Annotated in this window: 13 protein-coding genes; 9 read left to right on the top strand and 4 right to left on the bottom strand. The window is 36.2% G+C overall.

Annotation, left to right across the window (positions count from 1 at the left end; genetic code table 11):
* Positions 1-194 precede the first annotated feature (194 nt).
* The 6 genes from ACYH9I_RS10515 to ACYH9I_RS10490 all read left to right on the top strand — a co-directional run bounded on the left by ACYH9I_RS10515 (position 195) and on the right by ACYH9I_RS10490 (position 5,056).
* Positions 195-1,175, top strand: a complete 981-nt coding sequence (locus tag ACYH9I_RS10515) for a D-isomer specific 2-hydroxyacid dehydrogenase family protein (RefSeq protein WP_483560677.1) — start codon at positions 195-197, stop codon at positions 1,173-1,175.
* 60 nt (positions 1,176-1,235) lie between these two features.
* Entirely contained in the window at positions 1,236-2,057 is an 822-nt protein-coding gene (locus ACYH9I_RS10510) for a PTS mannose/fructose/sorbose/N-acetylgalactosamine transporter subunit IIC (protein WP_483560691.1), read from the top strand.
* 43 nt (positions 2,058-2,100) lie between these two features.
* Positions 2,101-2,961: a PTS system mannose/fructose/sorbose family transporter subunit IID gene (locus ACYH9I_RS10505; protein WP_483560676.1), complete on the top strand. Its 861-nt coding sequence runs from the start codon at positions 2,101-2,103 to the stop codon at positions 2,959-2,961.
* A gap of 32 nt (positions 2,962-2,993) precedes the next feature.
* Positions 2,994-3,491: a PTS sugar transporter subunit IIB gene (locus ACYH9I_RS10500; protein WP_483560675.1), complete on the top strand. Its 498-nt coding sequence runs from the start codon at positions 2,994-2,996 to the stop codon at positions 3,489-3,491.
* Positions 3,492-3,506: 15 nt separating this feature from the next.
* Positions 3,507-3,950 (top strand): PTS sugar transporter subunit IIA, encoded by a 444-nt coding sequence (locus tag ACYH9I_RS10495; RefSeq protein ID WP_483560674.1) that lies wholly within the window; start codon positions 3,507-3,509, stop codon positions 3,948-3,950.
* A gap of 152 nt (positions 3,951-4,102) precedes the next feature.
* Positions 4,103-5,056, top strand: coding sequence for a hypothetical protein (locus tag ACYH9I_RS10490; RefSeq protein ID WP_483560673.1), 954 nt, complete (start codon positions 4,103-4,105; stop codon positions 5,054-5,056).
* A 61-nt stretch (positions 5,057-5,117) separates the two neighbouring features.
* On the opposite strand, the gene satP is transcribed toward ACYH9I_RS10490, so the two are convergent.
* On the bottom strand, positions 5,118-5,696 hold the full coding sequence (satP, locus tag ACYH9I_RS10485) for an acetate uptake transporter (protein ID WP_091349371.1): 579 nt from the start codon (positions 5,694-5,696) through the stop codon (positions 5,118-5,120).
* Between the two features lie 230 nt (positions 5,697-5,926).
* Between satP and dnaK the strand changes: the two genes are divergently transcribed.
* On the top strand, positions 5,927-7,846 hold the full coding sequence (gene dnaK, locus ACYH9I_RS10480; RefSeq protein WP_091349374.1) for a molecular chaperone DnaK: 1,920 nt from the start codon (positions 5,927-5,929) through the stop codon (positions 7,844-7,846).
* A 125-nt stretch (positions 7,847-7,971) separates the two neighbouring features.
* The gene (gene dnaJ / locus ACYH9I_RS10475) at positions 7,972-9,099 is read left to right on the top strand and encodes a molecular chaperone DnaJ (RefSeq protein ID WP_483560672.1); all 1,128 of its coding nucleotides are present in this window, start codon (positions 7,972-7,974) and stop codon (positions 9,097-9,099) included.
* 151 nt (positions 9,100-9,250) lie between these two features.
* On the opposite strand, the gene ACYH9I_RS10470 is transcribed toward dnaJ, so the two are convergent.
* A complete protein-coding gene (locus ACYH9I_RS10470; protein ID WP_483560671.1) occupies positions 9,251-9,820 on the bottom strand; it encodes a hypothetical protein in 570 nt (189 codons plus the stop codon).
* Positions 9,821-9,839: 19 nt separating this feature from the next.
* On the bottom strand, positions 9,840-10,391 hold the full coding sequence (locus ACYH9I_RS10465; protein WP_483560670.1) for a hypothetical protein: 552 nt from the start codon (positions 10,389-10,391) through the stop codon (positions 9,840-9,842).
* A 505-nt stretch (positions 10,392-10,896) separates the two neighbouring features.
* On the opposite strand from ACYH9I_RS10465, the gene ACYH9I_RS10460 reads away from it, so the two are divergent.
* On the top strand, positions 10,897-12,603 hold the full coding sequence (locus ACYH9I_RS10460) for a hypothetical protein (RefSeq protein WP_483560669.1): 1,707 nt from the start codon (positions 10,897-10,899) through the stop codon (positions 12,601-12,603).
* Between the two features lie 258 nt (positions 12,604-12,861).
* Here ACYH9I_RS10460 and ACYH9I_RS10455 read toward each other — a convergent pair whose 3' ends face one another.
* The gene (locus ACYH9I_RS10455; protein WP_483560562.1) at positions 12,862-12,951 is read right to left on the bottom strand and encodes an IS3 family transposase; all 90 of its coding nucleotides are present in this window, start codon (positions 12,949-12,951) and stop codon (positions 12,862-12,864) included.
* Between the last annotated feature and the right edge of the window lie 4 nt (positions 12,952-12,955).

The following is a 12,955-nucleotide window of genomic DNA, read 5'->3' as shown; positions in this document are numbered from 1 at the left end:
TTTTCTACACATCATGTCTTGAATTTTTTATGAGCATTTTTTATTAAATATGTGATCTAAATTCATTTTTTTGTGAATCTAATAAACTATACTTAATGTTACCAGTCACATGGTGATTGGGTGGAAAGTAGACAATGTTTATTTTCCAATAAATATAATTGTAAGAGTGGTGATTTATTAATTAGGAGCATTGAGTGAAAAATTATAGAATTGCAATAATCAACTCAAGTAGTTTTGGGAAATATTTTCCAGATCATTTAAAACGATTAGAAAAAATAGGTGAAGTAAAACATTTTACTTTTGAAAATAGTATTTCTGGAAAAGAATTAGCTGATGCATTGCAAGGGTTCAATATTGTAATTGCAAGTGTCAGACCATTTTTTGATAAAGAGTTTTTTGATAACAAAAAAGATCCTTTATTGTTACTTTCTCGCCATGGAATAGGATTTAATAACGTTGATGTTATTGCTGCTAAAGAGCATGGTACAATCGTTACTATTGTCCCTCCTTTAGTTGAGCGAGATGCGGTTGCTGAAAATGCAGTAACCAATTTACTAGCACTAATTAGACAAACAGTTCAATCTCAAGCGGCTGTTAAGTCAAATGAATGGAAAAAAAGAGCCTCTTTTTTGGGCATTAATGTTACGGGTAAAGTTGTTGGCGTTATTGGATGCGGTAATATTGGCAGTCGAGTAGCAGAAATATTTAAACATGGCTTTAATACTCGGTTACTTGTGGTTGATCCTAAGGTCAATAAAGAATGGGCAAATAAAAATAATATCGAAATTGTTGAATTAGATTATTTGCTTCAAAATTCCGACATCATCTCTTTAAATGCATCACTGAATGAAACAAGCTACCATATCTTAAAAGAGCCTCAATTTTCTTTAATGAAAAAAGGTGTCTATATTACTAATACTGCACGAGCTGAATTGATTGATGAAAGTGCATTATTAAATGCACTTGATAGTGGCATTGTTGCGGGACATGCAACTGACGTAATGTATGTTGAACCTTCGTATAACGATCATCCTTTAGTTAAACACCCTAAAGTACTTGTTACACCTCATACTTCCGCTTATGCAATTGAATGTCTGCAAGGCATGGGGGAAAAGTGTGTACAAGATGTAGAAAATTTTGTTAATAATTTAGAACTACAATCGGTTGTTTCTTAATAAATTATTTAAAAATTTAAGTAATAACAAAAAATATTAAGGAGTTTATATATGCAAGAAATGCATGTAACGTTTCTTCAAGCGGCGATTATTTCCATATGGGTCGCAATGGTTATGTCACGGGGATTGGGTGGAGCAACCTTAACGTTAAGGTTTACCCCAATGATGACTGGTTTAATTGTTGGTGTTGTTTTTAATGATATTCCAAACGCCATGATAACAACCGCAGCAATACAACTAATTTATATGGGCGTTTTTTCGCCTGGTGGTCAAATGCCATCAGAGCCATCTATTGCAACTGCAGTCGCTGTTCCTGTTGCGTTGCTCGGAAAAATGGAGCCAACAGCCGCAGTTGCAGTTGCTGTACCGGTTGGGTTATTAGGATCTTATTTGTATCAACTAAGATTTTTCTTTAACACTATGATTATGAAATTAACTGAAAGATATGCGCAAGAAGCAAATAGTTCAGGATTAACTTTTTCTATAATTATCTTACCAATAATTTGTAGTTTTGCCTTATTTGTTCCGTTTATGTTTGTTGCACTATATTTTGGAGCACCGATTATTGCTGATGTCATTAAATCCAATGCCGGAGGGGTAGTTTTCCATATTCTTAACGTTATTGGTGGTGGGCTTGCAGCTGTTGGTATTGCATTAACCATTTATGTTATTGGTAAAAAGAGTTACATCATTTTCTTCTTATTGGCTTATTTTATGGCGGTAATAACTAAACCACTCAATATAACGATGGTAACTTATGCCATTGTTGGAGCTATTGTCGCATTTATTTTTGTTCTTGCAAAAAGTGAGGCAGTAAATTCTTCAGCAGAGCAACCTAGAAATAATTCAAATAATAACAATCAAGATGATGATGATTATTAATCTATAGTTATTTGATTAATAAATTAGATAGAGGAATTTTATAATGACAGAAATCGTACAAGAAAGTATTGATCTAAAACCAGAAGCCATCACCAAAAAGGATATCACTATTGCATGGTTACGATGGTATTATGCAAATGAAATCCCACACTCATTTGATCGTTATCTTGCAGCGTCATTGATGTGGGGGTTAATGCCAATCCTTAAAAAATTATACAAATCAAAAAGCGAACTGGCAGCAGCTTACCAACGACATTTATTGTTTTTTAACACTCAAATCACTTGGGGTGGAGGAACAATTTCAGGAATTATGGCTTCACTTGAATCAGTTCGAGCCGATGAAGTTTATCAAAACAAGCCAATCAGTATTGATGATGATGTACTTTATAATACTAAAGCGGGTTTAATGGGCGCATTAGCTGGTATTGGTGATGCGATTGACTCGGGTACTATACAATATATTTTTATTGCAATTGCACTTCCTTGGGCACAAGAAGGATTAGCAATTGGTGCATTGTTCCCTTTCTTTGCTTTTGTAATATATCAACTTTTTGTGGGATATTATTTTGCACAATTAGGATTTAAATTAGGTAGAAATGCTGCTACAGAAGTAGTGGGTAACAAAATGCAGATGCTTATAGAAGGCTTATCTATTTTAGGTCTGTTTATGATGGGGATTTTAGCTGCTAGCTATATTAAAGTCTCCTCAAGCTTAAAATTTACCTTATCAGGCAAAGATTTCGTTATACAAGATACATTAGATAAAATTTTACCCGGTGCGTTACCGCTCATTGTTGTAATGGGATTATATTTTTATTTTTCTAAGAAAGGTTTAAAAGTCACCAGAGCATTAGTTGGATTAACCATCATACTGGGTGTTTTAGCTGCAATTGGTATTTTATAAAATAGTGATATAAAAAATAGAGGTTTTAAATTATGGGAAAAGTTGTTTTAGCTCGTGTAGATAGTCGTCTTATTCATGGTCAAGTCGCAACTAATGTTTCTAAAGCGGCCGGTGCTAATGCCTTATTCGTTGCCGATGACTATTCAGCAAATGATGAGTTCACAAAAAATATCATTATAGGCGCTGGTGCTAGCACAGGCCATAAAATCAGAGTATTAAAAGAAGATGGCGCTGTAAGATATTGGAATGATCGTGGGTATGACGATTTTAATGTTATCTTAATTACTAAAAATATTGAGATAATGTATAAAATTATTAAAGCTGGGGTACCAATAACTAATCTTAATATTGGTGGTTTACCGCTAGTGCCAGGTGCAACTTCAATAATTAAAGAAGTATCCATTAACAAAGAGCAACTTGATCTATTGGTCGATTTACAAAAGAGTTTTCCTAATATGGATATCTATTTTCAGGCAACGCCTTCATTGAAAAAAGTAACATTAAATGAAGCAATTAAGATGTTTGAATAATCAAGGATGGTAAAAATGATAGGTGTCTTATTAATTAGCCATGGCAAAATGGCATCAGGAATGAAAGATAGTGTAACAATGATTGTTGGAGAACAAGACAAATTTGAAGCATTATCACTTAACCCAGGACAAGATATTAATCAATTAAAAACGGATTTATTTAATTGTACTAAATCGTTAGATTCTGGCGATGGTGTTTTAATCTTTGTCGATCTCTATGGTGCTTCTCCTTATAACGCATCAATGCAATGTGTGCCACAATGGCATGATCTTGGCATGAATGTTCGCGTTATTACTGGTATGAGCTTGCCAATGGTAATTAATGCAGTATGCAATAGAGATTCGCTATCACTCCAAGAGTTGACAAAAGAGTGTATTGAATCAGGGCATGAAAACATCCAAGATGCTATTGCAAATATTATGCATTCCAACAAGTCTGAAAGTGAAGACGATTATTAATTAGTTTAATTTAACTAATCATACTATTTATTAAGTTGATAGTTTTTAGTCTATACCTATCAACTTATTTTTTATCTTCATAGTTAATCGGATTGTATAAATGTTTATTCACTATGTTATTTTAAATTTTATATTTAGATAGTTTATTAAAAATGGAAATACTTAAAGATCTTGTTCTACGATATTGTGTCATCTTTGGCAAACGGTTTTCTCCTAAAGAAAAGATTGCTTTTTTAAGAGTGATATCTAAAGAACTCAGTCAATTAGGCTATATAGTTGATGCAAAACTTGCTAAATTGAAATTAGCCACAAGACGGTATGAAAACTACTACAATGCTTATATTGGTGATTTAAATAAGGCCGAATTAATCATCTGTACTTATTATGATACGGCTATTAACTGTTTTAATCTTCAAAAAAACTATGCATTTACACCGCAATTTAATAAATTAAATTACTTTATCAGTATTGCGCCTATTGTTTTTTTATTTATTATATCGCTGATATTAAATTATTTTGTCTTTCTTCCAAATATTAGTACTCAAGGCTTTTTTAGCCTTTCAGGTATTGGCTCAATTATTTCAACCGTTTTGTTATTTTTTCTTGTATTTAAATTTAAAAGCGGCATTCCTAATCAAAAGAATTTTGTTTGTAATTCATCAAGTATTATTACTATTATTAACTTAATTAACCAACTCGACAAAAAAGAAAAGAAAAAAATAGCCTTTGTCTTATATGATGGAGGCAATAGCAGTCAATATGGCTTAAAAATGCTGGAAAGTTACTCCAGTCAAATAAAAAACAAAAAATTTATTTTTATAGACAGCATTGGTAATGGTAATGATTTGATTTATTTAAAACCACAAGGATCGGATCTACAAATAGAAGGCAAGACTATTTATACAGGAAAAATGGAAACCCAATTATCCAATTACATCATGATCACATCTGGTAATATAGATAAAGAAGGTAAAATTGTTATTAATAATGCCCATTCATCAAAAGACAACTATTTATCCAACGAAATAATCGAAAAACATACCCAATCGCTTCGTGATGTATGTCGTTCATTAACAACTCGTTATGCCGATAAAAATCAAAAGTAGTATTTGAGTAGAGGGAAAGTGATCACATCTACCAACCGATTGGGTAGATGTGATAGATAAATTAATGTGCAGCGCCTTTTGGTGCACCAATCGGTAAAATGGTACGACCATATTGTTCGTTAATTACTTCTGCCATTGCTAAATAAACCGCACTTGCTCCACAAATAATGCCTTCAAAACCGGCAATATGGATAATGCCATGGTTACCTGAAATATTACCAATAGCTAATAAAGCAAATAAAACCGTTAAACTGGCAAAAACAAATTGTAATGCGCGGTTACCTTTTAATGTACCAATAAACATAAAGCCAGTAAAAATTCCCCATAAAGCAAGGAAAATACCAACAAAGGTAGCATCAGATGGTGCTGTTGCTGGTGAAGTTGGTAAATACCAAATACCCACTAACGCAATCCAAAAGAAACCATAAGAGGTAAATGCCGTTGTACCAAACGTATTACCTTTTCGAAATTCTAAAATGCCAGCAATGACTTGTGCAAGGCCGCCATAAAAAATACCCATTGAGACGATGACTGTCATAGCCGGGAAAAATCCAGCATTATGAATATTTAATAAAATTGTTGTCATACCAAATCCCATTAAGCCAAGAGGGCCAGGATTTGCAAGTTTTGTTTGTTCCATAAGGATCCTATAGGTTAAGTGTGATGATTAAAAAAGAGCGGCAATGATAAGTGCAGAAAACGCGATAATCAAGATTTCAGAGAAAATTATTTTTTTGCCCCCCTTGATATTAATAATAATGTTCCCATTTATGTGAAAACAAAAACATTTCTTTGTGAAATAAAGGCTTGAAAATTAATATTTAAGACCTATATACAAGAAATAAAATACAGATTTTGAGGAGAAAGACTATGGGTAAAATTATTGGTATTGATTTAGGTACAACAAATTCATGTGTTGCTGTAATGGACAATGGCCAAGCAAAAGTATTAGAAAATGCAGAAGGCGATCGCACAACCCCTTCCATTATTGCTTATACTCAAGATGGTGAAATCTTAGTTGGTCAACCAGCAAAACGTCAAGCAGTAACCAATCCACAAAATACATTATTTGCCATTAAACGTTTAATTGGTCGTCGTTTTGAAGATGCCGAAGTACAACGCGATGTTAGCATTATGCCATATAAAATTGTAAAAGCCGATAATGGTGATGCATGGGTTGATGTTAAAGGTCAAAAAATTGCGCCACCACAAATTTCTGCTGAAGTGTTAAAGAAAATGAAAAAAACAGCAGAAGATTATCTTGGCGAAGCGGTGACAGAAGCGGTAATTACTGTTCCAGCTTACTTTAACGACGCACAACGTCAAGCAACCAAAGATGCTGGTCGTATTGCAGGACTTGATGTAAAACGTATCATCAACGAACCAACAGCTGCAGCCCTTGCTTATGGTTTAGATAAAGATGTAGGTAACCGTACTATTGCTGTTTATGACCTTGGTGGTGGTACATTTGATATTTCTATTATCGAAATCGACGATGTTGATGGCGAAAAAACCTTTGAAGTATTAGCAACAAATGGTGATACTCACTTAGGTGGTGAAGATTTTGACTCACGCTTAATCAACTATTTAGTTGACGAATTTAAACGTGAACAAAACTTCGATTTAAAAAATGATCCGCTTGCAATGCAACGTTTAAAAGAAGCAGCAGAAAAAGCAAAAATTGAATTATCATCAGCACAACAAACTGATATTAATTTACCGTATATCACTGCTGATGCAAGTGGTCCAAAACATTTAAATATCAAAGTAACACGCGCTAAACTTGAATCTTTAGTTGAAGATTTAGTTAAACGTTCAATGGATCCTGTAAAAACAGCATTACAAGATGCAGGTCTTTCTGTTTCGGACATTAAAGACGTTATTCTTGTTGGTGGTCAAACACGTATGCCAATGGTTCAAAAAGCGGTTGCTGACTTCTTTGGTAAAGAGCCACGTAAAGATGTAAACCCTGACGAAGCGGTTGCAGTTGGTGCGGCTGTTCAAGGTGGTGTACTTGGTGGTGATGTTAAAGATGTGTTATTACTTGATGTTACCCCATTGTCTTTAGGTATTGAGACTATGGGCGGCGTTATGACAGCTTTAATTGAAAAGAACACAACTATTCCAACTAAACATAGTCAAGTGTTCTCAACTGCTGAAGATAATCAATCAGCTGTAACCATTCATGTGTTACAAGGTGAACGTAAACGTGCGGGTGATAACAAATCATTAGGTCAATTCAATCTAGATGGTATTCAACCTGCACCTCGCGGTATGCCACAAATTGAAGTGACTTTTGATATTGATGCTGACGGTATTTTACATGTATCTGCGAAAGACAAAAATACTGGACGTGAACAAAAAATTACGATTAAAGCCTCTTCAGGATTAAGTGAAGAAGAGATTCAAAAAATGGTAAATGATGCGGAAGCTAATGCTGATGCAGACCGTAAATTTGAAGAGCTCGCTCAAACTCGTAACCAAGCTGATCATCTTGTTCACACAACACGTAAACAAGTGACTGAAGCCGGTGATCAGTTATCAGCTGATGATAAAAAAGCAATTGAAGATGCAGTTAGTGCTTTAGAAGTTGCCGCTCGTGGCGAAGATAAAGCAGAAATTGAAGCAAAAATTAATGCATTAATGGAAGCTTCTAAAAAATTGCTTGAATTAGCACAACAACAAGCCCAAGCAGCTCAAGGTGCGGGTCAAGCAAATAGTGGAAACACTAATGCGCAAGATGATGTTGTTGATGCAGACTTTAAAGAAGTTGATGATGATAAAAAATAAACATTAACTACAATGTTTTTTAATGAGTTATTTCAACAAGTTTTAAGCATATAACAAGTTAAACGGGCAAGAGGTAACTCAAGCCCGTTTAGTTGTTTATAAAATCATAAAAATAAAGGTTAATTATGGCGAAGAAAGATTATTATGAAACATTGGGCGTCAGTAAAAGTGCCAGTGAAAGTGAGATAAAAAAAGCCTATAAACGCCTAGCGATGAAATATCATCCTGATAAAAATCAAGATAACAAAGCCGAAGCCGAAGCAAAATTCAAAGAAGTGAAAGAAGCTTACGAAATCCTAACTGATCCGCAAAAAAAAGCGGCTTATGATCAATATGGACATGCTGCTTTTGAACAAGGACAAGGTGGATCGGGTGGATTCGGCGGATTTGGTGGCTTTGGCGGTGGTGCGTTCGACGATATATTCAGTGATTTTTTTGGTGGCGGTCGTGGGCGCAGTCAAACCGCATCTCGTGGCAATGACTTACAATACAATATCACCCTAACATTAGAAGAAGCCGCGGCAGGTGTTAGTAAAGAAATTAAAGTACCAACTTGGGTAAGTTGTGATACTTGCCATGGGCAAGGAGCCGAAAAATCCTCTGATGTGGTCACGTGTAATACCTGTCATGGTGCAGGTGTTGTCCAAATGCGACAAGGATTTTTTGCCGTGCAACAAGAGTGTCCAACTTGTCATGGACGGGGTAAAGTGGTTAAAAACCCATGTAAAAAATGTCATGGTGAAGGTCGCGTTGAAAAAACGAAAACATTGTCTGTTACTATTCCAGCCGGTGTTGATACAGGCAACCGTATTCGACTATCTGGTGAGGGCGAAGCTGGTTTAAATGGTGCGCCAGCAGGTGATTTATATGTTCAAATGCAAATTAAACCACATGCTATTTTTGAGCGAGACGGCACCAATCTGCATTGCGAAATTCCAATTAATATTGCATTGGCATCACTCGGTGGCGAAGTTGAAGTACCAACCCTTAATGGCAAGGTCAGCTTAACGATTCCGGCTGAAACACAAACCGGTAAAATGTTCCGACTACGAGGTAAAGGCGTCAAATCATTACGCGGTAGTGCGGTAGGTGATCTTTACTGTCATGTTGTGGTTGAAACACCCGTTAACCTAACGAGCAAACAAAAAGAGCTGCTTAAAGAATTAGGTGAAAGCTTTAAAGCCGATAAAAACTCTAAACACAGCCCCAAAGAAAAAAGCTTCTTTGACAAAGTGAAAAAGTTTTTTGGTTAATTTGATATAGCAAAAGCACGATTGAACAGTAAAATAACTTGTTCAATCGTGTGTTAGCCAACATTCAGACCTCTACACCCATCCCTATTTATTCACAAAAACAAAAAACTTTTAGCCAAATTAACCGTTTATGCAACTATTTCGTTTTTTACTACGATCCTGTTTTTTGCTTACGATATTTTTCGGTCAAAATTTTAACAGAAAACTTACCGTTATTTTCTCGGGATAGATTTAAAGAGTATGGTTTGTAGCTCCATATTTTATCCCCTACTATGTTTTTATATTCTTCTTTACCATATTTTTGGGTTAATTCTTTATAAACTTTCTGCTCTATTTCTGCTGTGTATGTCATTTTTTGATAAACATTGAACACAACCAATTGGGTAGGGTTACGCTCTAAGTCATCTTCAAGTCTAATGGTTAATTTTTCGTCTTGATTGTTGGCATTTAAAGTTATTTCATAGCTTTTGATTGTGCCTTCGATTATCGATTTTTCGCCTATTTTTGATGGCGGTAATCGCATTTTCTTTTCACTAACCTTTATGTCCTTTTCAGAAAGGTGATATTGGTTTTTGAGTAATTCAACCAGTTCCGGTTCGGTTATTCCAAGCTTAACCCCTGCAAGTTCAAGATTTTCCGCCTGCTCTTTTGTTAAACCATCAGCCCAACAGGTTGGGATACAAAATAACAAAGTGAATAATAAAAAGTACTTTTTTAACATTGTTTAGCTCCTAGTTGTGTTATAGTCCATTGCTCCGAATAGATACATAGAATTTACCCTCAGTTTTTGGGGATAAGCCTAAATGGTATGCGTTGTAACGCCAGACTTTTATTCCGAAAAAGTTTGTTGTTTCTTCCTTACCATATTTTTCGGTTAACTCCTTATAAACCTTCTGCGCACTTTCTACTGTATATGGCATGGTATGATAAATACTATAAACTACCATTTTTTGTGGAGGATTATGCGTGATATCGTCTTTAAGTTGAATTGTTAACGTTTCTTCTGGATGGTTGGTATTTAAAACGACTTCATAGATCTTAATTGTGCAAGTAGTTATGCTTTTTCCATCTATTTGGGTTGGCGGTAATGCCATTTGCTGCTCACTAACAGTAAAGTCATTTTCAGAAAGGTGATATTGGTTTTTGAGTAATTCAACCAGTTCCGGTTCGGTTATTCCAAGTTTAACCCCTGCAAGCTCAAGATTTTCCGCCTGCTCTTTTGTTAAACCATCAGCCCAACAAGTTGGGATAAAAAGCAACAAAGCGAATAATAAAAAGTAATTTTTTAGCATTGTTTTTTTTCCAATTTGTATATTAATTCCTTAAGTTATTATTTTATTATAATAAAATAATAACCTAGGCACCAGTAAACAATAAAAAGCAGCCATAGTGCAAAAAAACAGCAAAATAAATCTACCAATCAGACTGATTATTTAGCTATCTACACACTAAACACTGCACTCAATTTATTCTATTCACCAAAACAAAAAAGGCCTGATTTTCCGCCCAAAAATCGGTCAGAAAAGATATTGATTTTATTAAAGTTTTTATTTATTGGTTTTTAGCCAAAAAACACCACCCAAACCCCTTATCCCAAAGCCCGCCAACGTAGGCTGACTCATCCTTTAACAAAACTTTACAAATTTTTAATAAAAAAAGTAGCGCATTATCACTCAACCGATTATAATTTAAGCGCTTTTAAAGCAAGGGAATGCTCGTTAGTCGAGCGGACAATTATAAAAAGTGTAAATAAAACAAAAAATTACTTGACAGGATAAGCAAAATGCGTTACCATTTATGGCATCTGGCATCTGGCATCTGGCATGCCAAACCTACGCCCAAAATCTTTTTCAATTTCACCGTAGTCTAAATCAGACACAGTTCTTATTTTCATCAGCGAAGTCATTTCGCGTAGCGAAATGGACGCCGTCGTCGTGGTCTTTACAGGCGATGTTTTCGGCGGGTACTTCGGCAACATCGTCGGAAACCGCTTTGGTCAGGTCATCGGCCACATGTTCGGTAAAATTATCGTCGATATCCAAGTGGTTATTAAGGCCGCCATTGCTATCCAAACCGAGGTTATTATTTAAACCTTCATTGTTATTTAAATCGGCGTTGTTCTTCGTGGTATTGTTGTTATTGTCATATACACAGGGTTCTGTGGCATTAACGGCCCAGACATCAAGGGTAATAGAGGGAAGTGCGCCGTATTTAACATTTGATGGAGGTCGAACAAAGGCAACGGATACAGACAGCTTTTTTGCAATAGAGTTGCCGAATGGTAGAGTTATCAGGCCATCAACTAACACATCGAGTGCTACCAATCCGATAATGTTACCTAGTGGTAATTATACATTTAATGATATTCATATGGTGATACCGTTGGAGGCAACATATACCACTTTAAGTCGTCTAATGAGCGAAGGGAAGTGGGGAGATGATGATGGAGATGGCCGGGGGGTTAATGGAGGAGTAACAGCATCAGGTATTATATCGTTATCAATAAAGGATAAAGATGGCACTACGGTTAGTCGTGGTGATACATTAAGTAAATGTAGTGCCCCTTATAAGGTAACTTTAAGTAGTGTAGGGGGAAGTATAACTACACGATATGGTTTGCCGAATAGTACTACTTTTAGTGAAGGTGCTGCGACGTATTACATCAAGCCGGATTCTTCTGGTGGTTGTTATTTTGTGCAGTACACAATGCCGAATTTGTACTTTGGTGGTACTAATGTTACTATTGGAAGTCGCCCTGACGATTCCAAGTACGCAGGCCCATCTAACATATGGAGTCCTGCAAAGGGTTTTTTAACTCAGTCAACTAATTCATCCTCTTACTACCAAAATTTTCCTACAACGGGTGCAGATGGTTTGTATTTTGACTTAGAGATACCTACTGGAGTTAATGCAAGTCAGTTGACATGGTCAGTTGTCACGAATGGTGATATAGAGGCTACAGTCAACAGGGTGTCATCGTCAAATAGGACAAGGGTAAAATTAAGCGGTCCTAGGGCTGATGATACTCGAATACACTCAAGTAGACCTCGTAGACTTGCCGTCCCATCTTTGCCACAGAAGTTTGAGTTGGTCGGTAGGGATAGTCGAGATAATGAGGTTCGTTATGGATTTGTGTTGAGGCAGTGGTTCGTCAGTCGGGGTAATTTAAAGGGCACTCAGTCGAATCAAATATCTTGGTGTAGTCGTTTGGGTTATCGTTTGCCACAGATTAAGGATTTAACCAATGCAGTCAGAACTGGTAGTTATCCTATTTCTGGCGCAGTACCTAGTTCATCAGGCAATTGGTATCAGCGTCACATAGGTGCTGGTTTTTTCACGGAGTGGGGCTACATATACCACTACGTTGGTGCGGGCTTCTCCAAAGACGGCTACTGGGCGAGTGACGCTACAGGTAGCGATGGCTTCGGTGCCGACCCGGACGTCGGCTACGTTGGCAGCCGCAACATTTCCGCTAACTTCGGTGCTGTTTGCACCGCACCTTAGCTTTTATTTCTTATTCCTTAATCCTTGGGCCGCGGGGGCGATTATGGTGCAGATAGAGGACAATCTAACAAAGAATAACGCCCCCGTGTAAGTTGGGGCATATTCCCTTAGGGTTGCGCTGTTGCGGTTTAAATTTGTGGTCTATTTATAGTACGGCAAGGTTTCGGACGTTTTGACCTTTAGCTAACAAAATAGTTACAGTGACCACGTCCGAGCAAAGGGATTAATGAACTGCACCCCAAAAGTTGTACAAAAAAACTAAGCTGCTGGAAAATAATACTCCCGATATTGAACAGGACTCTTTTTGTCCAAGCTTAATTTAATTCTTCTATGATTATAATAATGGATATAT

This window comes from Gilliamella sp. X-23, from assembly GCF_057063545.1.
This window is presented reverse-complemented; position numbering and strand designations above follow the sequence as displayed.